Origin of the sequence: Streptomyces sp. NBC_00259 (genome assembly GCF_036181745.1) — a bacterium.
In the GTDB taxonomy this organism is placed as follows: Bacteria; Actinomycetota; Actinomycetes; order Streptomycetales; family Streptomycetaceae; genus Streptomyces; species Streptomyces pratisoli.
On the sequence record NZ_CP108080.1, the window covers coordinates 3,854,085 to 3,876,349 of the forward strand.

Genomic DNA, 22,265 nt, shown 5'->3' on the forward strand with positions numbered 1-22,265 from the left:
CAAGCCATGGGGCGCAGGGCCCCGGGCCGCTGACGCACGACCGTACGATGGGTGGGGGTTCAGCGTCGTACCAACAAGGAGGCAGACCCGTGGCAGAGGAGCTCACCCCGGAGACCCCGGACGAGTCGAGTGAAGAGCCGATCAAGCAGCGCAAGAACGGCCTGTACCCGGAGGTCTCCGACGAGCTCGCGGAGAGCATGAAGTCCGGCTGGGCCGACACCGAGCTGCACGGTCTGGAGCCGATCGCGCAGTCCGCGCACACCGCACGCCGCCGTGCCGCCCTCTCCGCCCGCTTCCCGGGCGAGCGTCTCGTGATCCCGGCGGGCAATCTGAGGACCCGCTCGAACGACACCGAGTACGCCTTCCGCGCCTCGACCGAGTACGCCTACCTCACCGGTGACCAGAGCCACGACGGCGTCCTGGTGCTGGAGCCCGTGGGCGACGGACACGAGGCCACCGTCTATCTGCTGCCGCGCTCCGACCGTGAGAACGGCGAGTTCTGGCTCGACGCGCAGGGCGAGCTGTGGGTCGGCCGTCGCCACTCGCTGGCCGAGGCGGGACAGCTGCTCGGCATCCCGGCCAAGGACGTGCGCGAACTGCCGCAGCAGCTTCGCGAGGCGACCGGCCCGGTCCGCAACGTCCGCGGCCACGACGCCGGCATCGAGGCCGCCCTGACCGACAAGGTCACCGCGGAGCGCGACGAGGAGCTGCGCGTCTTCCTCTCCGAGGCCCGCCTCGTGAAGGACGAGTTCGAGATCGCGGAGCTGCAGAAGGCGTGCGACGCCACGGCCCGCGGCTTCGAGGACGTCGTCAAGGTCCTGGACAAGGCCGAGGCCACCAGCGAGCGCTACATCGAGGGAACGTTCTTCCTGCGCGCCCGCGTCGAGGGCAACGACATCGGCTACGGCTCCATCTGCGCGGCCGGCCCGCACGCGACCACGCTGCACTGGGTGCGCAACGACGGCGCCGTGCGCCCCGGCGAGCTGCTGCTGCTCGACGCCGGTGTGGAGACCACCGAGCTCTACACCGCCGATGTGACGCGCACGCTGCCGATCAACGGCCGCTTCAACGAGCTGCAGCGCAAGATCTACGACGCGGTGTACGAGGCCCAGGAGGCCGGTATCGCCGCGGTGCGCCCCGGCGCGGCCTACCGCGACTTCCACGACGCGGCGCAGCGCGTGCTCGCCGCCCGGCTCGTGGAGTGGGGCCTGCTCGGCGACCTCGACGTGGAGAAGGTCCTGGAGCTGGGTCTGCAGCGCCGCTGGACCCTGCACGGCACCGGCCACATGCTCGGCATGGACGTCCACGACTGCGCGGCCGCGCGCCGTGAGACGTATGTGGGGGCCACGCTGGAGGCCGGCATGTGCCTCACGGTCGAGCCGGGTCTGTACTTCCAGGCCGACGACCTGACCGTGCCCGAGGAGTACCGCGGCATCGGCGTCCGGATCGAGGACGACATCCTCGTCACCGAGGACGGCAACCGGAACCTGTCGGCCGCGCTGCCACGCAGGTCCGACGAGGTCGAGGCCTGGATGGCCGACCTCAAGGGCTGATCCCGAGCCGCACGAAGCAGGAGGAGGGCGCTCCGCTCAGACCACTCTGAGCAGGGCGTCCTCCCGCCATTTCAGGACCTTGTCGAAGCTCACCACCGCGCCCCGGCCCGGCCGGTTCCGCAGATAGACGTGATCGGCGAGCTGCTCGATGAGACAGAGCCCGCGGCCGCCCTCCGCCGAGAGGCCGGGGACCGCGACGTGCGAACAGTCCGGGAAACCCGGCCCGCCGTCCACGACTTCGATACGGCACTTCTCGCCGTCCAGATACGCCGTCACCCGGTACGCGTCGGACGACGAACCGGCCGCGGCGCTCCCACCGTGTTCGACGGCGTTGGCACACGCCTCGCTCAGTGCGACCGAGAGATCGTAGGAGATGTCGGGATCGACACCCGCGGTGTCCATGGCACCGAGCAGAAGACGTCGAGCGAGCGGAACGCTCGCAGCCTCGCGCCGCAAATGGAGAGACCACCAGATGCTCATGCTCCAGCCTCCTGGCTGCGGCTCGACATACCGTTACGTATTGCCGGGTGGGCACGTTCGTAAGCGTGGAGTTGACGTGATTGCCCTCATTCGGCGGATGCGTGAATCGCCCATGCCGGTGTATGCCCACGCCACATCGCCGGAGCGTTCCCAAACGTGACCTTCCGGACCTGCCGCACGAACGCGATGGGCTCAGTGCGATGATGTCCCGGCCATGTCTGCCCAACCGTCGGTCGCATCCGACGACGCACCCGCCGGAGCCGGTTGCCGGCTGCTGAGGGCCGCGGTGTTCGCCGCGGTCTGCGTCGTGCTGTCCGCACTGGGACATGTGCTGGCCGCCTGCGCGACCGTCCCGTGGTGGACGCTGCTCGCCGGGTTCCTGATCGTCCTCGCCGTGGCGGCGCCGCTCGCCGGACGATCGCGCTCGCTGACCGCCGTCGTCGCCGCGCTGGCCGGCGGGCAGCTCGTCCTGCACACCCTCTTCGGTCTCGGCCAGCGCCCGCTCGCCGTGTCCCCGAGCGCCGACGACGCGCTGATCAGGATGGCCGCCAAGCTCGTCTGCGGCGCCGGCGGCAACGCGCTGAGCCCCGCCGACGCCCACCGGATCGTCGCCGGCGCCGGCATCGACCCGGCGACCGCTGTGCAGGCCACGCACGCGGGGCACGCCGGACACGCCGCCGCGCCCGCCGCGGCCCTCGGATCCGCCGGGCTGCTGCCCAGCGTTCCCATGGTGCTCGGCCATCTGCTGGCCGCACTGGCCACCGGCTGGCTGCTGCGGCGCGGCGACCTCGCAATGTTGCGGCTGGCCGAGCTGTCCGCACAGGGTGCGCACGACGCGGGTGAGGCGGTGGCCGAAGCGGCGCTCGTCCGTGCCCTGCGCGCCGCGCTCGTACTCGTACGGGAACTGCTCGCCGGACTGCCGGGGGCGCCCGGTGCCCGTCCGCGCCCCGTCCGTACGGACCGCGACCACCCCGCGCCACCGGTGGCGGGGGCACTCCAGCACACCGTGATCAGGCGGGGCCCGCCCGCGCACCGCGCCCTCGCGTCCTGCGTCCTCGCAGCCTGACGCGGCCCACTCGACGGGAGTCCCGGAGGGAGTCCTGAGCGCGGTGGTGCCGCGGCGTCCCCGCGCACCCGCGCGCGGACCGATCACCTTCCTGCTCACGTGGAGTGTTCTCTGCCATGAACAAGATCTCTCGCCTCGCCGTCGCCTCCGGTGTCGCCGCTTCCTCGGTGCTGCTGCTCTCCGGCACCGCCTTCGCGCACGTCAGCGTGCAGCCCCAGGGAGAGGCCGCCAAGGGCGGCTACGCCACCGTCAACTTCAAGGTGCCGAACGAGCGGGACAACGCCTCGACCGTGAAGGTGGAGGTCACCGTCCCCGCCGAGCACCCGCTGTCGTCCGTGATGCCGCAGCCGGTCCCGGGCTGGAAGGCCGAGGTCACCAAGACCAAGCTCGCCAAGCCGCTGACGGTGCACGGCAAGCAGATCACCGAGGCCGTCTCGAAGGTCACCTGGACCGCGGCCGGCGGCAAGATCGAGCCGGGCCAGTTCCAGCAGTTCCCCGTGTCGCTGGGACGGCTGCCCGAGGACGCCGACCAGCTCGTCTTCAAGGCTCTCCAGACGTACGACAACAAGGAGGTCGTGCGCTGGATCGAGGAGCCGAAGGAGGGTGCGGCGGAGCCCGAGCACCCCGCGCCCGTGCTCGCGCTGTCCGCCGCGACCGGTGACCACCACGGCGGTGGCGCCGCGAGCGACGACAAGAACGCCGCCGCCCACGACAAGAAGCACGACGCGGCGGACGCGAAGACCACGGCCGCCGCCGCCAGCGACACCACGGCCCGGGTACTCGCCGTCGTCGGCATCCTCGTCGGTGCCGCCGGTGTCGCCTTCGGCGTGCTGGCCGGCCGTCGTCGCGCTGCCTGACCTCCCCCCACGCACTTCACTTCCGGGACATTTCCTCATGCGCTACAAGACCGTGACGGCCGCCGCCCTGGCGGTGGCGGCCGCACTGACCCTCTCCGCCTGCGGCCCCGACGGCGGGGCCGACGCGGCGGACGGCCCCGTCGCCGACGTCTCCGCCCAGCCCAAGGGCAAGGCCGCGACCGTCCTCGACCGGCCCTTCGAGAAGCCCGACCTGGTCCTGACGGACACCAAGGGCAAGAAGTACGACTTCCGCGAGCAGACCAAGGGGAAGCCGACGCTGATCTACTTCGGCTACACCCACTGCCCCGACGTCTGCCCGCTCACCATGAGCAACATCGCCGTCGCCAGGAAGCAGCTCCCCAAGGCGGACCAGGACAAGCTCCAGGTCGTCTTCGTCACCACCGACCCCGAACGGGACACCTCGGCAGAGCTCGCCAAGTGGCTTCCCTCCGCGGGCGATCCGTCCTTCGTCGGCCTCACCGGCGACTTCCCGACCATCCAGGCGGGCGCACGTCAGCTCGGCATCGGCATCGACCCCGCCACGAAGGACAAGAACGGCAAGGTCGTCTCCATGCACGGAGCGCAGGTCGTCGCCTTCTCCCCCAAGACCGACCAGGGCTATGTCCTGTACGGGGAGGACACCACGCCCGACGACTACGCCAAGGACCTGCCGAAGATCATCAAGGGGGAGAACCCGTGAACCGCCGCACGACCGCCACCCTGGCCTCCGCCATAGCCATGGGCCTGGGTCTGGCCCTCGCGGGCTGTTCCTCCGGTTCCGGACCCGAACTCAAGGTCAGCGGGGCGTTCATGCCGCAGCCCGTGAGCGACATGGCGGGCGGCTTCCTCACCGTCACGAACAGCGGCGACACGGCGGACAAGCTCACCTCCGTCACCAGCAGCCTCTCAGACGACGTCCAGATCCATGAGACGAAGAACCAGAAGATGCAGCAGGTGAAGTCCTTCGACATCCCCGCGGGCGGGGAGCTCGACCTCGAACGCGGCGGCAACCACATCATGTTCATGGGCATCAAGAAGCAGCCGAAGCAGGGCGAGAAGGTCGACATCGAGCTGCACTTCGAGAAGGCGGACCCGATCAAGGTCCAGCTGCCCGTCGAGGCGCAGACCCACAACCCGACGAAGCACTGAGCCATCTGACGAAGCACTCAGCCACTCGAGGGACTGACGACACACCATGACCATCACCGCCCCGCGCTTCGGAACCGCACCACTTCTGCGGCTGCTGCTGATCACCGCGGCGCTGCTCGGCACCGTGCTCGCCGGCACGGCGAGCGCGCACGCCGCGCTGACCGGGAGCAACCCGAAGGACGGGGCGGTGCTGGCCACCGCCCCCAAGGACGTCACGCTCACCTTCTCCGAGCAGGTCGCCCTCGGGAACGACTCGATCCGCGTCCTCGACCCGAAGAGCAAGCGGGTCGACACCGGCGAGCTGAACAACCTGTGCAGCGGAAACATCATCAAGTACGGCGTCACGCTGCACGCCGGCCTGCCGGAGGGCACGTACACCGTCGCCTGGCAGGCCGTCTCCGCCGACAGCCACCCCATCGCCGGCGCGTTCACCTTCTCCATCGGCGCGCCCTCGAAGACGGCCGTGGAGCTCCCGAAGCAGGAGGCGGGCGGCGGGCTCGTCGGCACGCTCTACGGGATCGCGCGGTACGCCGCGTACGCGGGGTTCGTCGTCCTCGTCGGCGGCGCGGCGTTCGTCCTGGCCTGCTGGCCGCGCGGTGCGAACGCACGGCCGGTGCAGCGACTGGTGGTGCAGGGCTGGGTGACGCTCACCGCGGCCACGCTCGCCATGCTGCTGCTGCGCAATCCCTACACCGGCTCCGGCGAAGTGGGCGACGCGTTCGACCTCGCCGGGCTGCAGGCCGTACTCGCGACCAAGACCGGGGCCGCGCTGGTGTCACGGCTGTTGCTGCTCGGTGCGGCGGCGCTGTTCATCGCGGTGCTGTTCGGGGCGTACGCGAAGCGGATCACGGACGCGGACGCGGACGCCGACGCCGACGCCGAGTCGGACGCGGGGACGACCACGGGCGCGGGCGGGGACGCGCAGGAGCGCGCCAAGGAGCAGAAGGACCTCAGCTTCGGGCTGGCCATCGGCGGAACGGTCGTCGCGACCGGGATCGCCGCCACCTGGGCTCTCTCCGAACACGCCTCGACCGGCATCCAGCCGGGCGTCGCGATGCCGGTCGACGTGCTGCACCTGCTGGCCGTCGCCGCCTGGCTCGGCGGGCTGGTCGCCCTGCTCGTCGCGCTCCACCGCACTCCCGCCATCGATCGCTCGGCCGTACTGCGCTTCTCCCGGGTGGCGTTCTGGTCCGTCGTGGTCCTCGCCGCCACCGGGCTGTACCAGTCCTGGCGGCAGGTCGGCTCCTGGTCGGCGCTCACCGGCACGTCGTACGGGCGGCTGCTGCTGCTCAAGATCGGGCTGGTCGGCGTCCTGGTCGGCGTCGCATGGATCTCGCGGCGGTGGACGGCACGGCTGTCGGAGACGGGCACGGACGCCCATGCCGACACCGAAGCGGAAGCGGAAGCGATCGCGGACACGGAAGCCGTCGGCGACGCGGGTGCCGGCGCCGCGACGACCGATGCCCCACAGGCGTCCGACGATCCCGTACGCGCCGCCCAACTGGCCCGCCAGCAGGCCGCGGTGGCGACGGCGAAGCGCAAGCGGATCAAGGACGCCGACCCGGAGCGTGCCGGACTGCGCCGCTCCGTACTGACCGAGGCCGGTGTCGCCGTCGTGCTCCTCGCCGTGACGACCGTCCTGACGTCGACCGAGCCCGGCCGTACGGAGGAACAGGCCGCCCGGGCGGGCGGCTCTCAGGCCTCCACCGCCGTACCGGACCGGCCCGTCGACATCACCCTGCCCTTCGACACCGGCGGCACGGACGGCAAGGGCACCGCCCGGCTGACCCTCTCCCCGGGCCGGTCGGGCGCCAACGAGCTGCATCTCTGGGTCAACCGCCCCAACGGCCGTCCCCTGGACGCGCCCGAGGTCAAGGTCGCCTTCACCCTGACCGCCGAGAAGATCGGCCCGCTGCCGGTCGTACCCGACCGCGTCGCGACCGGCCACTGGAGTGCGAGCAACCTCCAGATCCCGCTGCCGGGCGAGTGGCGGGTCCAGATCACCGTGCGGACGTCCGACATCGACCAGGCGACCGTCGAGAAGAACGTGAAGGTCGGCTGACGTGACGAGCGGAAGCAGCGTGACCAGCGAGAACAACCTGAGCAGCACGAGCAGTGGAAACAGTGCGAGCAGTAGGAACGGCATGAGCGACATCGAGATCTCGCGACGCAGGCTCCTCGGCACCGTGGGCGCCGCAGGCGCGACCGGCATCGCCCTGGGCGCCGTCAGCGGTGCCGCCGGATACGTGGCAGCCGCCGGCGACCCGGCGACCGCCCTGGCGACGGTCGGTTCCGCCAGCGAGGCCTTCCACGGCGAGCACCAGGCGGGCATCACCACCCCCCTGCAGTCCCGCGGCCATCTGATCGCCTTCGACCTGGCGCCGGGTGCGGGCCGCAAGGAAGCGGTCGCCCTGATGCGCCGGTGGTCGGCGACCGCGGCCCGGCTGATGGCGGGCGAACCGGCCGGCGACGGCGACACGGGTGTCGCGCTCGACGCCGGCCCCTCCTCGCTCACTCTCACCTTCGGCTTCGGCCGGACCTTCTTCGACCGCACCAAGCTGACCGCGCGGCGCCCCGTCGCACTCGATCCGCTGCCCGCGTTCTCCAGCGACCAGCTCGATCCGCGCCGCTCCGACGGCGATCTGTGGGTGCAGATCGGCGCCGACGACGCGCTCGTCGCCTTCCACGCGCTGCGCGCCGTGCAGAAGGACGCGGGCGAGGCGGCGCGGGTGCGCTGGCAGATGAACGGCTTCAACCGGTCGCCCGGCGCGACCGCGGAGCCGATGACCGCACGCAATCTGATGGGCCAGGTCGACGGCACCCGCAATCCGAAGCCGTCCGAGGCGGACTTCGACCGCCGGATCTTCGTCCCGTCCGCCGGCGCCGAGGGTCCGTACGCATGGATGGCGGGCGGCTCGTACGCCGTCGTACGCCGTATCCGCATGCTGCTCGACGACTGGGAGAAGCTGCCCCTGAAGGAACAGGAGCAGGTGATCGGACGCCGCAAGTCGGACGGCGCGCCCCTGACCGGCGGCAGCGAGACGACCGAGCTCGATCTCGACAGGACCGGCCCCGACGGCACCCTGGTCATCCCGGCCAACGCCCACGCCCGGATCTCCGCACCGGAGCAGAACGCCGGCGCGGCCATGCTGCGCAGGCCGTACTCGTACCACGACGGCATCGCGGCGGACGGCACACCCGACGCCGGGCTGCTCTTCGTCTGCTGGCAGGCGGACCCGCTCAGGGGCTTCGTGCCCGTCCAGCGCAAGCTCGACCGTGGTGACGCGCTGTCCCCGTTCATCCGCCACGAGGCGAGCGGTCTCTTCGCCGTGCCCGGTGGGCCCGGCAGCGGCGAGTACGTCGGCCAGCGGCTGCTGGAATCGTGACGCGAGCGGCCCAAGGGTGGAGCGCACTAGGGTGACGAGTATGTCCGCCACGCGCTACACCTATCTCGGCCCCGAGGGCACCTTCACGGAGGCCGCCCTGCGCACCCTCCCGGAAGCCGCGACCCGGGAACTCGTCCCGATGGTGTCCGTACCGGCCGCCCTCGACGCCGTGCGCAACGGTGAGGCCGCGGCCGCGCTCGTGCCGATCGAGAACTCGGTGGAGGGCGGCGTCACCGCGACCCTCGACGAACTGGCCTCGGGCGAACCGCTGATGATCTACCGCGAGGTGCTGCTGCCGATCACCTTCGCCCTGCTCGTACGGCCGGGTACGAAGCTGTCGGACGTGAAGACGGTGACCGGTCACCCCGTCGCCCAGCCTCAGGTGCGCAACTGGCTGCGCGCCCATCTGCCCGACGCGCTGTGGGAGTCGGCGGCGTCGAACGCGGACGGTGCCCGGCTGGTCCAGGAGGGCCGGTTCGACGCGGCCTTCGCGGGTGAGTTCGCGGCGGCGACGTACGGGCTCGAGGCGCTGGTCACCGAGATCCACGACGCGCAGAACGCGGAGACGCGCTTCGTGCTGGTGGGCCGTCCGGCCCGGCCCGCGGCCCCGACCGGCGCGGACAAGACGTCGGTGGTCATCTGGCAGCGCGACGACCACCCGGGCGCGCTGCTGGAGCTGCTCCAGGAGTTCGCGGTGCGCGGGGTCAACCTGATGCTGCTCCAGTCACGCCCCACGGGCGCGGGCATCGGGAACTACTGCTTCGCGATCGACGCCGAGGGCCATGTCTCGGACCGCCGGGTCGGCGAGGCGCTGATGGGGCTGAAGCGCATCTGTCCCCAGGTGCGGTTCCTGGGGTCGTATCCGCAGGCGGGGGTGTCCGCTTCCGGGAGCACGGGGCGCACGCCGCGGCCCGGGACGTCGGACGCGGAGTTCGTGGCCGCGGCCGACTGGCTGGCGCGCTGCCAGGACGGCCGCGCGTAACCCTGCGTTTGCTTCGTCCGGCGCTGTCCGGATCTTCTTCCTACTTTTCGTTACCCACAGAGTTATCCACAGGGCTGCTTCTCTATCTGGGGACAAGTCGACAACGTAACCAGGCACAGTCGACAAATCGCCCCAGTCGCCTCACATCCGTCCACAGCACGGCCGGTCAGCCCCTGTCAGCCCAATTCCTTTGATCAACTCTTTGGAGCGAGGAAGTGCGAGGAATTCCCACTCGAACGAGTGCGTGGGCCATGTTTGGCGAGGGAATCCACTCGATCTCCTCGATGCATTCGGAATGATCAGTTCCGTAGTCCACAGGCCGACCCCACACCCTGTGGATAACTTGCCGGAGGCGCCCTCCCCTGTGGACAACGGCCCCCGAGTTCCGCACTCCACGGCACTCACGGGTCAATGAGGGGCGGCACTTGCCCCATTTCGGCGACCGGTATCCCGTTCATTGACGGATGTCGGCCCGGATTCACCGCATCTTTCCTCAATTCCGGCAATTCGGGCAAAGCGCCACACGATCAATATCAACTGGGGTGGCGGGAGTCCGCACCGGTAGCCTGGTGGGGTGATTGACCTTCGCCTGCTCCGTGAGGACCCCGACCGTGTTCGCGCCTCCCAGCGCGCCCGTGGAGAGGACGTCGAACTCGTCGACGCCCTGCTCTCCGCCGATGAGCGGCGCAGGTCGTCCGGCGTCCGCTTCGACGAACTCCGCTCCGAGCAGAAGTCGCTCGGCAAGCTCATCCCCAAGGCGTCTCCGGACGAGCGCACCGAGCTGCTGAAGAAGGCCGAACAGCTCAAGACCGACGTCAAGGCCGCCGAGGCCGAGCAGAACGAGGCCGACGAGGAGACCCGTCGGCTGCTGCTCCGGCTGGGCAATCTGATCCACCCGGACGTCCCCGTCGGCGGCGAGGAGGACTTCGTCGTCCTGGAGACGCACGGCACGATCCGCGACTTCGGCGCCGAGGGCTTCGAGCCCAAGGACCACCTGGAGCTCGGCGAGGCGCTCGGCGCCATCGACGTCGAGCGAGGGGCGAAGGTGTCGGGCTCGCGCTTCTACTACCTGACGGGTGTCGGCGCGCTCCTGGAGCTCGCCCTCGTCAACGCGGCGATCGCGCAGGCGACGGAGGCCGGCTTCATCCCGATGCTGACCCCGGCGCTGGTCCGGCCGCGCGCCATGGAGGGCACCGGCTTCCTGGGCCAGGCCGCGGAGAACGTGTACCACCTGGAGAAGGACGACTACTACCTGGTCGGCACCTCCGAGGTCCCGCTCGCGGCGTACCACATGGACGAGATCCTCGACGCCGACAAGCTGCCGCTGCGGTACGCGGGCTTCTCCCCGTGCTTCCGCCGCGAGGCCGGTACGTACGGCAAGGACACGCGTGGCATCTTCCGCGTCCACCAGTTCGACAAGGTCGAGATGTTCTCGTACATCGACCCGGACGACGCCGAGAACGAGCACAAGCGGCTGCTGGACTGGGAGAAGCAGTGGCTGACCGCCCTGGAGCTGCCGTTCCAGGTGATCGACGTCGCGTCGGGCGATCTGGGCGCGTCGGCGTCGCGGAAGTTCGACTGCGAGGCGTGGATCCCGACCCAGGGCAAGTACCGCGAGCTGACGTCGGCGTCCAACTGCGACGGGTTCCAGGCGCGCCGGCTGTCGGTGCGGATGCGTGACGGAAAGAAGGTCAAGCCGCTCGCGACGCTGAACGGCACGCTGTGCGCCGTGCCGCGCACGATCGTGGCGATCCTGGAGAACCACCAGCTGGCGGACGGTTCGGTGCGGGTGCCCGAGGTGCTCCGGCCGTACCTCGGTGGCCGTGAGGTCCTGGAGCCGATCGCCAAGTGAGCTTTCCGTACCGCCTGATCGCCACGGATCTCGACGGGACGCTGCTGCGCTCCGACGAAACGATCTCGGAGCGCACGCGCGACGCGCTCGCCGCCGCCACGGCGGCGGGCGCCGCGCACATCGTCGTCACGGGGCGGGCCGTCCCGTGGACCCGGCACATCCTGGACGACCTGGGCTATCAGGGCCTCGCGGTCTGCGGTCAGGGCGCGCAGGTGTACCACGCGGGCGAGCACAAGCTGCTGACGTCGGTGACCCTGGACCGGCAGCTCGCGGGGCTCGCGCTCTCGAAGCTGGAGGCGGAGGTCGGCCCGCTGGCCGTCGCGGCCAGCCGGGACGGCCTCGACGGGAACGTGATCGTCAGCCCCGGCTATCAGCTCCAGGAAGGCCCGCTGCCGGTCGTCCCGTTCGACGACCCGGCCGAGCTGTGGTCCGCGCCGTTGAACAAGCTCTACATCCAGCACCCGGGCCTCGACGACGACACGTTGACCCGCGTCGCCCGGCAGACGGTCGGCGGCCTGGTGGACGTGGTGATGGCGGGCGCCGGGATCGTCGAGATCCTCCCGCTCGGTCTGAGCAAGGCCACCGGGCTCTCCCTGGCGGCGCGCCGCCTGGGCGTGAAGTCCACGCAGACCATCGCGTTCGGCGACATGCCCAACGACATCCCCATGTTCGGCTGGGCGGCGCACGGCGTGGCCATGGCCAACGCCCACGACGAACTCAAGGCCGTGGCCCACGAGATCACGGCGTCGAACGAGCACGACGGCATCGCCGTGGTCCTGGAAGAGCTCATGCGCCGGTCGTGAGCGGCCGTTCCACCGGGATCGTGGGGCTCCGCACCGTGGGCACGGCACTCGGGGATGCCTTCAGGGTCAAGCCCGTCGGCAGCGTGCGGGCCCGCCCGTGGGACCCAAGGGGTTCCGGCCTCCTGCCGGAGGCGATACGCGGAGGATGCGCGGATCGAACGCGCGCGGGGTTGACCCCGACGACGGCTTAGCAAGCCGCTGCCTTACCACTCGGCCAATCCTCCGGGAGGGCGGCCCGCGCAGATGCGCGCTCGAAGCGGCCGCCCGGGCAGCATGCGGTCGGCGGCTCTACGGAGTCCGATGATTACTCCGAAGCCTGCCGTGCGCTGCCCTGCTGGGAGCTCGACGGACTCGTACTCTCGGTCATCGCCGCGCCCCTCCCCGGTCTCGAAACGGCTTCGTCGCACATGTGCGCGACTGCCAGAACCACTGTGCCCCGCCACGGCAGTTCCGTGCCACCGAATATCCGGCCTCAGTCCTTGTCCTTGCGCCGCCGCCACAGCCCTCGGCGCCGTCTGCGCGCCCGGCTCCAGAACCAGCCCGCCGGTGGTTCGTCGGACCGCCACGGCTGCGGCTCGGGCGCCGAGCCCCGCCACCGCGCGGCGAGCATCCGGGCCCGGGCGGACGGCTCGGCGGTCTCCGCGCCTCGTACGAAGTCCTCGTCGAGGACGGCCTTGTCCCAGGCGTCGTCCCGGGCGTGGTCCCGGGCCTCGTTCCGGGCGTCCTCCCCGGACTGCGGATCCTGCCCCGGATCCTGCCCCGGACCGTGTCCTGGATCGGGCCCCTCTCCCTGTCCCGGTTTCGGCTCCTCGGACATGGCGATTCCTCCTCTCCCCCAGTGTCCTCACGCACGCGTCAAACGCGTGTGAGAACGAGAACGCCCCCGGGAAGGCCCCTCGGGACCGTTCCCGGGGGCCGCCCCCGCCTGCTGTTCCTACTCCTCGCCCGCCAGCGTCAGCGTCCGCAGCTTCTGCCCGGCGTATCCCGTGGCCAGCAGCGTGACGCCCACGAGCAGCGCCACCGCGAGCGGCAGCCCCACATCGGAGGTGATCATCCCTTCGCCGCCGATCTTCTCGGCGAGGGCCAGCGACCACTGCTGGACGCTGAGTGTCCGCGCGCCCGGTACCAGGCTGCCGAAGAGCGTCTCCCACACCAGCGCGTAGACCAGACCGATGACGACCGCGTGCCGGCTGATCGTGCCGAGCAGCAGGAACAACGCGGCGTACGCGATCGACGCGACCAGCGCCGCGACGGTGTAGGCCATCGCGATCTGCTGTCCGTTGCCGTTGAGGATGTATCCGGCGATGAAGGTGGGGATCGCGGAGAACGCCATCGTCACGGCGATCGCCACGATCAGCTTGGTGATGATGATCGTCGGCCGCTTCACCGGCTTGGCCAGCAGATAGACGATCGAGCCGTCATCGATCTCGGGCCCGATCGCACCCGTGCCGGCGATCACACCGATCAGCGGCACCATCGTGGCGATGGCGAATCCGCCCAGCACGTCGGCGGCGATCTGGTCGTCCACCCCGTTGAAGGCCCGTACCGCAGCGGCGATGAGCAGCAGCAGCCCCGGGAGGATGAAGAGGACCGCAGCACGGCGACGGCCGAGAAGGGCCCGGTAGGTGAGCCGGGCGACTGTCGGGTTGTACATGTCGAAGGCTCCTTTCAGGCCTAGGCGGCAACGAGGTAGGAGAAGACCGACTCGAGGGACTCGTCCGAGGGCGAGACCGTCAGCAGCCGGATGGAGTGCTCACGGGCGACCTTCGGCAGCAGTTCCGTGAACCGCCCGAAGTCGACCGCCTGGATCCGCAACGCGCCCTCCTGGAGGTCCACTTCGATGCCGGCCGTCGACGGGTCGGCGATCAGCGCGGCGGCGAGTGCCCGGTCGTCGCTGGAGCGGACCAGGTAGCGGTGCGGCCGGTCGGTCATCAGCCGGCGGATCTTGCGGAAGTCGCCGCTCGCCGCGTGCCGTCCCGCGACGATCACCTCGATGTGCGAGGCGAGCTGCTCGACCTCCTCCAGGATGTGGGACGAGAACAGGACCGTGCGGCCCTCCGCGCCCATCCGCCGGAGCAGGTCCATGAGCTGCATGCGCTGGCGCGGGTCCATGCCGTTGAAGGGCTCGTCGAGGAGCAGCACGCTCGGGTCGTGCACGAGCGCGGACGCCATCTTCACGCGCTGGCGCATGCCCTTGCTGTACGTCGCGATCTTGCGGTCCTGCGCCGGCTCCATCTCCACCGTGGCCAGCGCGTGCTGGGCTTCCTTCGCGCCCAGTCCGTGCAGTTCGGCGTTGGCGACGACGAATTCCCGCCCCGTCAGGAAGTCGTACATCGCCTCGCGCTCGGGCACGACACCGATCTGCCGGTAGACCGTCTCGTTGCGCCAGATCGTCTGCCCGTCGAGGGTGACCGTGCCTGTGGAGGGGGCGAGGAATCCACCCATCATGTTGATGAGCGTGGACTTGCCGGCCCCGTTGGGTCCGAGGAGCCCGGTGACGCCCGGTCCGATGGTCATGGTCACGTCGTTGACGGCGACCACGTTGCCGAACCAGCGCGACGCGTGGTCGATGTTGATCGTTGTCACAGCCCGACCTTTCGGTAGCGGCGCATCAGGACGCCGTAGGAGCCGGCGATGAGCGCGAGGACGACCAGCAGATAGACCACGCCGGCCCCCGTCCCCGGCCCCTGCCCGCCCGGGTAGGAGGTGGTCGCGCCGAGGAAGGCGGTCTGCACTCCGTCGATGAGGGTGATGGGTGAGAAGAGGCCCAGCCACTCCACGACACCCTCGGACCCGGTCTCGTAGGCGATGGCCTGGAGCGTGGAGACCGCGCCGTAGGTGATCGTCAGGGTGGCGATGACGGCGGCGACGCCGAAGCCCCTGCGCGGGGTGAGCGCGGCCATGACGAGGCCGAGACCGCCGAAGAAGAGCGAGAGGAGTGCCACGGAGACCAGTCCCTGTGCGAATCCCTTGCTCTGCTCGGCGAAGTCCATCTTCGCCAGCAGCGAGCCGATGTAGAGGATCACCAGCGGGGTGGCGGTGAGGACGAACAGCGCCGAGGCCATCGCTCCGAGCTTGGCGAGGACGTAGTCGACGCGTTCGATGGGCCGCGAGAAGTACAGGGGCACGGTCTTGAAGCGCAGGTCCCGGGACACGGACTGGGGTGCCTGAGCGGCGAGGAAGAGGCCGATGACCGCCTGGGTGACGATCGCGTAGCGCGTGTAGTCGAGCGGCAGTTCCTTCATCTTCGTGGCCACCGCGACGGCGACGACGATCGCCGCCGGCACGCACATCACCGCGAAGAGGATCATCGGCAGCACCTTGGACTTGGCGGAGCGGCCGAGTCCGTAGGCGCCGCGCAGCGACTGTGTGTAGAGCGAGCGCCGCGCGTAGGCACGGCCGAGCCGGGCGCCGTCGTAGTTGCGGTATCCGATGTTGTGGATACGGGACGTCTCGGTGGTCATCGGACCGGCACCTCCATGGGCTGGGCCGCTGCCTCCGGGCGGAAGACCTCCGCGATGTGGTGGCGGCGCTGTTCCATCCGTACGAGGCCGAGGCCCAGGGCGGCGACGGTGTCGCGGACGGTGTCGTACGTCTCCTCGCCGGTCGCCTCCAGCAGCAGGATGTGGCCCGCTCCGGGCAGACCTTCCTCTACCCCGGCGTGCAGGGTGACGCCCGCGGCCGTCAGGGCCTCGCGGAGCGCGGCGGTCCCGTCGGGGTGGGTGTCGGAGTCGGTGACCTCGACCGCGAGGGTGGTCGTGATCTGGGTGAAGTCGCTGGTGGAGCTGGAGCGCAGCAGCCGGCCGCCGTCGACGACCACGACGTGGTCGCAGGTGCGTTCCAGCTCGCCGAGCAGATGGGACGTGACCAGGACCGAGATGCCGAAGTCCGTGTACACGCGGCGGATCAGGCCGAGCATCTCGTCGCGGCCGACCGGGTCGAGGCCGTTGGTCGGCTCGTCGAGGAGGACCAGCTGGGGGTCGTGGACGAGGGCCTGCGCGAGTTTGACGCGCTGCTTCATGCCGGTCGAGTAGCCGCCGATGGGGCGGTACCGCTCCTCGTAGAGGCCGACGTGGCGCAGGGTGTCGGCGGTGCGCTCGCGCGCCGCGGTCGGCGGGAGTCCGGACATGCGCGCCATGTGGACGACGAACTCGGTGGCCGAGACGTCGGGCGGCAGACAGTCGTGCTCGGGCATGTAGCCGACGCGCTCACGGATGACGGCACCGGAGGTGGTGACGTCGAGGCCGAGCACTTCGGCACGGCCTTCCGTGGCGGGGGACAGACCCAGCAGGATCTTGATCAGTGTGGACTTGCCGGCTCCGTTGGCGCCCACGAGTCCGGTCACACCGGGCCCGATGTCCAGGGAGAGCCGGTCAAGCGCGGTCACCCGGGGGAACCGCTTGCTCAGGCTTTCGGTCACGATCACAGTCACGTTTCGAAGGTAGTGGCGCACACCACAGGGGGCGTCAACCCTGGCGGCTGGTTCCGCATCCGACTCCAGGCGTACGGACCCGTAGGGGGCAACTCCGGAGGAGGACCTGCGGGGCCCTGCCGCGGGCCCGGCGTCGGGGTTGTCCACAGGCCGGTGCGGGGCTCTTGACGCAGCCGCCGGGCATTGTCACATTCATCAGTGTCAAGTTACGAGCACGTACCGCACACGAAAACGGGACGGGACGGGTGGCATGACCTCAGCAGTGACGAGGGAACGAACCGCGGAGCTGCGGGGGTTCCGGGAAGTGCAGCGCCTGGCCTACGAGTGCGCGGAGGCCGTCGCGGCGCAGCTGGGGCCCGGGGTGACCGAGCGCGAGGCCGCCCGGATGCAGCGTGAGTGGCTTCGCGAGCGCGGTGTGCGGGACTGGTTCCATCTGCCCTTCGCCTGGTTCGGCGACCGTACGGCGTTCGCCGGCTTCCGGATACCGCTGCAGTTCTTCCCCACCGGCCGGAGGCTGGAGGCGGGCATGCCCTTCATCCTCGACATGGCGCCGGTCTTCAAGGGCTTCACGGCCGACGTCGGCTATTCGGGCTGCCTTGGACCGCACCCCCTGCACGACAGGCTCCTCGCCGATCTCCGGGCGCATCGCGAGCTGATCCTGCGCGAGGTGCGCGAGCGCCGTTCCCTGCGCGAGATCTACGAGGACGTGGACCGGCTGATGGTCCGGCAGGGGTACGCCAATCGGCATCGGGAGTATCCGTTCGGCGTCATCGCCCACAAGGTGGACCGGGTCGGGGAGCGACGGTGGTCGCCGACGCTGTTCGGTTTCGGCACCCAGTCGCTGAAGGGGCTCGCGAGCGACGCGCTGCACGGCCACCGGGACGGCTGGTCACCGCTGTGGTCGCCGTACCGGTTCTCCGACCATCCGCCGCGGCCGGGGCTCTGGGCGGTGGAGCCGCATCTCGGCTTCCGTGGGACGGGCGCGAAGTTCGAGGAGATCCTGGTGGTCACGGACTCGAAGGACCCGGAGCAGAGCGCGTTCTGGCTGGATGACGATCTGCCGCATGTGCGCCGCTGGGCCGAGGAGGAAGCGGCGTCGGCGAGGCACCGGGCGGGCGGAGAAGCGAGCAGGAGGGATTCGTGAGCGTGGGGATCGAGGGCGCGCGCGAGCGTCGGGTGCGTACGGGCGGGATCGAGCTGTGCGTCGCCGAGCTCGGCGACGAGACGCAGCCGACGGTGGTGCTGGTGCACGGCTATCCGGACAGCAAGGAGGTGTGGTCCGAGGTCGCGTCCAGGCTGGCGAAGCGTTTCCATGTGGTGGTGTACGACGTCCGCGGGCACGGCCGCTCGACGGCTCCGGTGCCGCTGCGCGGCGGTTTCACGCTGGAGAAGCTGACGGACGACTTCCTGGCGGTCGCGGACGCGGTCAGCCCGGATCGTCCGGTGCATCTGGTGGGGCACGACTGGGGCTCGGTGCAGTCCTGGGAGTTCGTGACGGTGAAGCGGACCGAGGGGCGGATCGCCTCGTTCACCTCGATGTCCGGGCCGTCGCTGGACCACTTCGGGCACTGGATCAAGCAGCGCATGACCCGGCCCACCCCGCGCCGGGTGGGCCAGCTTCTCGGCCAGGGCGCCAAGTCCTGGTACGTGTACATGCTGCATACGCCGGTGCTGCCGGAGCTCGCGTGGCGCGGGCCGCTCGGCAGGCAATGGCCGAAGATCCTGCAGCGCATCGAGAAGGTGCCGGGCGGCGACTATCCGACGGCGTCGCTGCCGTCCGACGCGGCGCACGGCGCCTGGCTCTACCGGGACAATGTCCGGGCCCGGCTGCGGCGGCCCCGCTCCGACGCGTACGCGCACGTCCCGGTCCAGCTGATCACACCCACCGGTGACGCTTTCCTTTCCGAGCGGCTCTACGACGATCTGGCCGTGTGGGCCCCGAAGTTGGTGCGCCGGACGCTGCCGGCCAAGCACTGGGTTCCGCGCACGCGACCGGACCAGCTGGCTTCGTGGATCACCGAGTTCGTGACGGCCCACGAGGAGGGCGGGCCGGCCTGGCAGGCTCCCGCGATCACGGCGTCCGGCCGGTATGTGGAGCGGTTCGGTGGGCAGTTGGTGCTGGTGACGGGCGCGGCCAGCGGCATCGGGCGGGCCACGGCCTTCGCCTTCGCCGAGGTGGGCGCGCGGATCGTCGCCGTGGACCGGGACGGTGAAGGCGCCGCCAGGACCGCCGAGATGTGCCGGCTGATCGGCGCGCCCGCGGCCTGGCCGGAGACGGTGGACGTCGCCGACGAGGCGGCGATGGAGAAGCTCGCCGGGAAGGTCGCCGCCGAGTACGGCGTCGTGGATGTGCTGGTCAACAACGCCGGGATCGGTCTTTCCGGTTCGTTCTTCGACACGACGAGCGAGGACTGGCGCAAGGTCCTCGACGTCAATCTGTGGGGCGTGATCCACGGCTGCCGCGTCTTCGGCAGGCAGATGGCGGAGCGGGGCCAGGGCGGCCACATCGTGAACACGGCCTCGGCTGCGGCCTATCAGCCCTCCAAGGCCCTTCCCGCGTACGCGACGTCGAAGGCGGCGGTGCTGATGCTCAGCGAGTGTCTGCGGGCGGAGCTGGCCGGACAGGGCATCGGCGTCTCGGCGATCTGCCCGGGCATCGTGAACACGAACATCACCGCGACCGCGCGCTTCGCCGGGGTCTCGGAGGAGGAGCAGCAGCGCCGGCAGAAGAAGACCTCACGGCTGTACGGGCTGCGCAACTATCCGCCGGAGAGGGTCGCCGAGGCGGTCCTGCGCGCGGTGGTGGACAACCGGGCGGTGGTGCCGGTGACCCCGGAGGCCCGTGGTGCCCGTCTTCTGTCCCGTTTCAGCCCCGGGGCGCTGCGTGCGATAGCCAGGTTGGAGCCCCCGCTGTGAGCGGCCATGATGTGGTCTCGCCGCGAAGGCTCTGCCCGCCGGGCGGAGCCGCCGCGAAGCAGGGCGTCATGGGGCAGTGAGGAGTGGCCGTGTCCGGGGAGCATGCAGCGGAGTACCGGATCGAGGACCTCGCGCATCACAGCGGTGCGACGGTCCGGACGATCCGCGCCTACCAGGACCGCGGACTGCTGCCCAAGCCGGTGCGTCGCGGCCGGGCCAATGTGTACGGGGACTCTCATCTGGCCCGGCTGCGGCAGATCGCCGATCTCCTCGACCGGGGATACACCCTGGCCTCGATCAAGGAGTTGCTGGAGGCCTGGGACGCGGGGCGCGGTCTGGGCGGGGTGCTCGGGCTGGTCGCCGAGGTCCACGGCCCGTGGACGGACGAGGAGGCGGACCGGATCACCCGCGCCGAGCTGTACGAGACCTTCGGAGGGAAGCCGGACGAGGAGGCGATCACCGAGGCGGTGGAGCTCGGCGTGCTGGAGCGCGTCCCCGGACGGGACGACGAGTTCCTGGTTCCGAGCCCTCAAGAACTGGCGGTCGCGGCCGAGTTGTTCGCGGCGGGGGTTCCGCTGGCCGCAATCTCCGGACATCTACGGGAACTTCGCGGCCAGGTGGAGCACATCGCCTCCCGTTTCCTGGAGTTCACCACGGAGCATGTCTTCGCCCGGTATCTCGGGCACCGGCCGCCGACGGACGCCGATGCGGCCGAGGCGGCGTCGATGGTTCGCCGGCTGCGGCCGCTCGCGCAGCAGACCGTCGATGCCGAACTGGCCCGTGCCATGCGGCTGTTCGCGACCCGGCATCTTCAGCATCATCTGGGTGCGGAGACGCCGTTGACGCAGGGGGATGAGCCGCAGGCCGTGATGCTGCCGGCGGACACGATTCGGGCCGTTCATCGTCTGGTTGGCCCGGAGAATGCGACGGCGTTCATCGCCGCTGCCGCCGAACGGGAGGTACACACAAGGACATTGGATGCACTTACGGCAAATCACCTCAAAGACAACACTGTTGATCAAACCCTGTGAACCAAAGGCTCGTTGTCCACAGAGTCGCCAATTCCCTTGTGGATAACCTGACTTGGCTGTGGAACAAACATTTCGATCACCATCGTCCGGATGAAAATCGCGTGGCGGTGCGCTGACATCCGACGGCACTCTGAAGACATGGACGAACAACGCACCATCAAGGTGTCGAAGTACCTCTCGAAACATCTGCGGCATCAGCCGGAGCGGATCGGGCTCGCCCTGGATCCGAACGGCTGGGTCGAGATCGACGAGCTGCTGCGGGCTACCGCCGCGCACGGCTTCCGCATCACCCGGGACGAGCTCGACCACGTCGTCGCGGCCAACGACAAACGGCGCTTCATGATCGACGGCGCCCGGATCCGCGCCAATCAGGGCCACACGGTGCAGGTCGACCTGGACCTGCCCGTCACCGAGCCACCCGCGTACCTCTACCACGGCACGGTCGGACGCAGTCTGGACGTGATCCGGGCCGAAGGGCTGCGCCCGATGGCACGCCACCATGTCCACCTGTCCCCGGACCGCGAGACGGCCACCCACGTCGGCGCCCGCCGGGGGAAGCCCGTCGTGCTCTCCGTGGACGCGGGCGCGATGCACCGCGCCGGGCACGTCTTCCATGTCAGCGCCAACGGTGTCTGGCTCACGGACGCGGTTCCGCCGGAGTTCCTGCGCTTCCCCGGCTGACCCCCACCCCCGGTCCGCCGCCGCCCTGTGGCGAGCGGGGCCACGACAGGGCCGACGTACATTGGAGCGCATGACGTCTCCTCTGCGCCTCAGCACCGTGATCCTTCCTGTGCACCGCTGGAACGAGGGAGGCCGGGCACTGTGGCAGCGCGCCGAGGAGCTCGGTTTCCACGCCGCGTACACCTATGACCACCTGGCGTGGCGAGCCTTTCGCGACGGCCCCTGGTACGGCGCCGTGCCCACGCTGACAGCCGCCGCGGCGGCCACCGACACACTTCGCCTCGGCACGCTCGTGACCTCAGTCAAGCCTTTCTCACCTATCGCAGCCTGACCTGCGAAGATTTCCTTCGGTCAGCTGTCACAGCTGCCCCTCTCAGATGCCGATGAGCCGGACACGGTCGCCACACAACCGGGCCATGTCGTCGACGTCGGAGGTCAGCATGACCACCGGGCCCGGCTGACGCAGGGCCACCTCGGCCACGGTCGCGTCGATCGCGTACCTGTGGCCGTGCAGACCGGCGGCTTTGAGCAGTTCCGCGGACGCCTTCGCCGCATCCTCGGTCACCGGCTCGACCTTGACTCGGGAGAGCGCCCACCGCAGCCGAGGCATGTTCACCCGCGCATGGCTGACTTCCACGATGGTGTTGGCACCGATGACGAAATCGGCACCCACGGCATGGAACACCTGGAACATCGCGAGGATCTTGCGGTCCTGGGCGATCCAGGCAGAAAGCCCCTGGGAGTCCAGTACGACCGTCTCGACATGCTCTTTCACGCCGCGCTAACCGATCCGCCCGTACCCGTCGTCCCAAAGATCCTGGAGCGCGCCTCCGCCAACTCCTCCTCGGTGAAGGCCCCGTGCTCCTCCTGGTGACGCTGCAGGTCGGCACCGAGCAGTTGGTGCCGCAGTTGCCGCGCCACCGCCTCGGCGACATAGCCGGAGACGTTGTCGGTGAGCTTCCTGAGCTCGGCGACCTGCTCGCTCGGCAGCGTCACAGTGATACGCGTGGTGTCCGCCATGACCCGAGCATACTGCGATATGCGCCCCGGGTCGTGTCGCTCGCCACACGTCCGCAC

General features: G+C 70.1%; 23 protein-coding genes and 1 tRNA gene. 15 read left to right on the plus strand and 9 right to left on the minus strand.

The features are described 5' to 3' along the window. Positions 1-89 precede the first annotated feature (89 nt). Positions 90-1,553, plus strand: coding sequence for an aminopeptidase P family protein (locus OG766_RS17310; RefSeq protein ID WP_328725718.1), 1,464 nt, complete (start codon positions 90-92; stop codon positions 1,551-1,553). A 36-nt stretch (positions 1,554-1,589) separates the two neighbouring features. On the opposite strand, the gene OG766_RS17315 is transcribed toward OG766_RS17310, so the two are convergent. Further along, positions 1,590-2,033: an ATP-binding protein gene (locus OG766_RS17315; protein ID WP_266380108.1), complete on the minus strand. Its 444-nt coding sequence runs from the start codon at positions 2,031-2,033 to the stop codon at positions 1,590-1,592. 214 nt (positions 2,034-2,247) lie between these two features. Between OG766_RS17315 and OG766_RS17320 the strand changes: the two genes are divergently transcribed. The 9 genes from OG766_RS17320 to OG766_RS17360 all read left to right on the plus strand — a co-directional run bounded on the left by OG766_RS17320 (position 2,248) and on the right by OG766_RS17360 (position 12,128). After that, on the plus strand, positions 2,248-3,099 hold the full coding sequence (locus tag OG766_RS17320) for a hypothetical protein (protein ID WP_266380111.1): 852 nt from the start codon (positions 2,248-2,250) through the stop codon (positions 3,097-3,099). 116 nt (positions 3,100-3,215) lie between these two features. Further along, on the plus strand, positions 3,216-3,956 hold the full coding sequence (locus OG766_RS17325) for a YcnI family copper-binding membrane protein (protein WP_266380115.1): 741 nt from the start codon (positions 3,216-3,218) through the stop codon (positions 3,954-3,956). Positions 3,957-3,993: 37 nt separating this feature from the next. Further along, entirely contained in the window at positions 3,994-4,656 is a 663-nt protein-coding gene (locus OG766_RS17330; protein ID WP_266380118.1) for an SCO family protein, read from the plus strand. After that, positions 4,653-5,105, plus strand: coding sequence for a copper chaperone PCu(A)C (locus OG766_RS17335; protein WP_328725719.1), 453 nt, complete (start codon positions 4,653-4,655; stop codon positions 5,103-5,105). Before OG766_RS17330 ends, OG766_RS17335 begins: the two co-directional genes overlap by 4 nt. 46 nt (positions 5,106-5,151) lie before the next feature. Next, positions 5,152-7,167 (plus strand): copper resistance CopC/CopD family protein, encoded by a 2,016-nt coding sequence (locus OG766_RS17340; protein ID WP_328725720.1) that lies wholly within the window; start codon positions 5,152-5,154, stop codon positions 7,165-7,167. An 82-nt stretch (positions 7,168-7,249) separates the two neighbouring features. Beyond that, positions 7,250-8,491, plus strand: coding sequence for an iron uptake transporter deferrochelatase/peroxidase subunit (gene efeB, locus OG766_RS17345; RefSeq protein WP_266380127.1), 1,242 nt, complete (start codon positions 7,250-7,252; stop codon positions 8,489-8,491). A gap of 40 nt (positions 8,492-8,531) precedes the next feature. Further along, positions 8,532-9,473: a prephenate dehydratase gene (gene pheA, locus OG766_RS17350; RefSeq protein WP_266380129.1), complete on the plus strand. Its 942-nt coding sequence runs from the start codon at positions 8,532-8,534 to the stop codon at positions 9,471-9,473. Positions 9,474-10,047: 574 nt separating this feature from the next. Then, entirely contained in the window at positions 10,048-11,325 is a 1,278-nt protein-coding gene (serS, locus tag OG766_RS17355; RefSeq protein ID WP_328725721.1) for a serine--tRNA ligase, read from the plus strand. Continuing rightward, entirely contained in the window at positions 11,322-12,128 is an 807-nt protein-coding gene (locus OG766_RS17360; protein ID WP_266380134.1) for an HAD family hydrolase, read from the plus strand. Before serS ends, OG766_RS17360 begins: the two co-directional genes overlap by 4 nt. A 139-nt stretch (positions 12,129-12,267) precedes the next feature. Here OG766_RS17360 and OG766_RS17365 read toward each other — a convergent pair. The 6 genes from OG766_RS17365 to OG766_RS17390 form a co-directional block, all read right to left on the minus strand. Then, positions 12,268-12,352 (minus strand) — tRNA-Ser (locus OG766_RS17365). A gap of 248 nt (positions 12,353-12,600) precedes the next feature. After that, entirely contained in the window at positions 12,601-12,945 is a 345-nt protein-coding gene (locus OG766_RS17370) for an SGM_3592 family protein (RefSeq protein WP_443045504.1), read from the minus strand. A gap of 117 nt (positions 12,946-13,062) precedes the next feature. Beyond that, entirely contained in the window at positions 13,063-13,782 is a 720-nt protein-coding gene (locus OG766_RS17375; protein WP_266380140.1) for an ABC transporter permease subunit, read from the minus strand. 20 nt (positions 13,783-13,802) lie between these two features. Then, complete coding sequence (locus OG766_RS17380) at positions 13,803-14,714, minus strand: ABC transporter ATP-binding protein (RefSeq protein WP_266380144.1); 912 nt, start codon at positions 14,712-14,714, stop codon at positions 13,803-13,805. Continuing rightward, positions 14,711-15,592, minus strand: coding sequence for an ABC transporter permease (locus OG766_RS17385; RefSeq protein WP_266380147.1), 882 nt, complete (start codon positions 15,590-15,592; stop codon positions 14,711-14,713). Before OG766_RS17385 ends, OG766_RS17380 begins: the two co-directional genes overlap by 4 nt. Next, on the minus strand, positions 15,589-16,554 hold the full coding sequence (locus OG766_RS17390; RefSeq protein ID WP_266384216.1) for an ABC transporter ATP-binding protein: 966 nt from the start codon (positions 16,552-16,554) through the stop codon (positions 15,589-15,591). The genes OG766_RS17385 and OG766_RS17390 overlap by 4 nt, the downstream gene beginning before the upstream one ends. Before the next feature lie 256 nt (positions 16,555-16,810). On the opposite strand from OG766_RS17390, the gene OG766_RS17395 reads away from it, so the two are divergent. From OG766_RS17395 to OG766_RS36745, 5 genes are all read left to right on the plus strand, one after another. Beyond that, positions 16,811-17,704 carry a M24 family metallopeptidase gene (locus OG766_RS17395; protein ID WP_266380150.1) on the plus strand — a complete coding sequence of 298 codons (894 nt, stop codon included), beginning with the start codon at positions 16,811-16,813 and terminating at the stop codon, positions 17,702-17,704. 2 nt (positions 17,705-17,706) lie between these two features. Then, the gene (locus OG766_RS17400) at positions 17,707-19,476 is read left to right on the plus strand and encodes an SDR family oxidoreductase (RefSeq protein ID WP_266384219.1); all 1,770 of its coding nucleotides are present in this window, start codon (positions 17,707-17,709) and stop codon (positions 19,474-19,476) included. 89 nt (positions 19,477-19,565) lie between these two features. Next, complete coding sequence (locus OG766_RS17405; RefSeq protein ID WP_328725722.1) at positions 19,566-20,507, plus strand: MerR family transcriptional regulator; 942 nt, start codon at positions 19,566-19,568, stop codon at positions 20,505-20,507. A 138-nt stretch (positions 20,508-20,645) separates the two neighbouring features. Then, complete coding sequence (locus OG766_RS17410; RefSeq protein WP_328725723.1) at positions 20,646-21,188, plus strand: RNA 2'-phosphotransferase; 543 nt, start codon at positions 20,646-20,648, stop codon at positions 21,186-21,188. Then, the gene (locus OG766_RS36745; RefSeq protein ID WP_443045505.1) at positions 21,121-21,519 is read left to right on the plus strand and encodes an LLM class flavin-dependent oxidoreductase; all 399 of its coding nucleotides are present in this window, start codon (positions 21,121-21,123) and stop codon (positions 21,517-21,519) included. Before OG766_RS17410 ends, OG766_RS36745 begins: the two co-directional genes overlap by 68 nt. Before the next feature lie 42 nt (positions 21,520-21,561). Here OG766_RS36745 and OG766_RS17420 read toward each other — a convergent pair whose 3' ends face one another. Next, complete coding sequence (locus tag OG766_RS17420) at positions 21,562-21,963, minus strand: DNA-binding protein (protein ID WP_266380157.1); 402 nt, start codon at positions 21,961-21,963, stop codon at positions 21,562-21,564. After that, positions 21,960-22,208: a type II toxin-antitoxin system CcdA family antitoxin gene (locus OG766_RS17425; protein ID WP_328725724.1), complete on the minus strand. Its 249-nt coding sequence runs from the start codon at positions 22,206-22,208 to the stop codon at positions 21,960-21,962. The genes OG766_RS17420 and OG766_RS17425 overlap by 4 nt, the downstream gene beginning before the upstream one ends. Positions 22,209-22,265: the final 57 nt, after the last annotated feature.

Excerpts from the sequence above, each read along its gene's own strand:
- OG766_RS17315 (WP_266380108.1), bottom strand. The coding sequence starts at position 2,033 with ATGAGCATCTGGTGGTCTCTCCATTTGCGGCGCGAGGCTGCGAGCGTT.
- OG766_RS17320 (WP_266380111.1), top strand. The coding sequence starts at position 2,248 with ATGTCTGCCCAACCGTCGGTCGCATCCGACGACGCACCCGCCGGAGCC.
- OG766_RS17325 (WP_266380115.1), top strand. The coding sequence starts at position 3,216 with ATGAACAAGATCTCTCGCCTCGCCGTCGCCTCCGGTGTCGCCGCTTCC.
- OG766_RS17330 (WP_266380118.1), top strand. The coding sequence starts at position 3,994 with ATGCGCTACAAGACCGTGACGGCCGCCGCCCTGGCGGTGGCGGCCGCA.
- OG766_RS17340 (WP_328725720.1), top strand. The coding sequence starts at position 5,152 with ATGACCATCACCGCCCCGCGCTTCGGAACCGCACCACTTCTGCGGCTG.
- efeB (WP_266380127.1), top strand. The coding sequence starts at position 7,250 with ATGAGCGACATCGAGATCTCGCGACGCAGGCTCCTCGGCACCGTGGGC.
- pheA (WP_266380129.1), top strand. The coding sequence starts at position 8,532 with ATGTCCGCCACGCGCTACACCTATCTCGGCCCCGAGGGCACCTTCACG.
- OG766_RS17370 (WP_443045504.1), bottom strand. The coding sequence starts at position 12,945 with ATGTCCGAGGAGCCGAAACCGGGACAGGGAGAGGGGCCCGATCCAGGA.
- OG766_RS17375 (WP_266380140.1), bottom strand. The coding sequence starts at position 13,782 with ATGTACAACCCGACAGTCGCCCGGCTCACCTACCGGGCCCTTCTCGGC.
- OG766_RS17385 (WP_266380147.1), bottom strand. The coding sequence starts at position 15,592 with ATGACCACCGAGACGTCCCGTATCCACAACATCGGATACCGCAACTAC.
- OG766_RS17395 (WP_266380150.1), top strand. The coding sequence starts at position 16,811 with ATGACCTCAGCAGTGACGAGGGAACGAACCGCGGAGCTGCGGGGGTTC.
- OG766_RS17410 (WP_328725723.1), top strand. The coding sequence starts at position 20,646 with ATGGACGAACAACGCACCATCAAGGTGTCGAAGTACCTCTCGAAACAT.
- OG766_RS36745 (WP_443045505.1), top strand. The coding sequence starts at position 21,121 with ATGTCAGCGCCAACGGTGTCTGGCTCACGGACGCGGTTCCGCCGGAGT.
- OG766_RS17425 (WP_328725724.1), bottom strand. The coding sequence starts at position 22,208 with ATGGCGGACACCACGCGTATCACTGTGACGCTGCCGAGCGAGCAGGTC.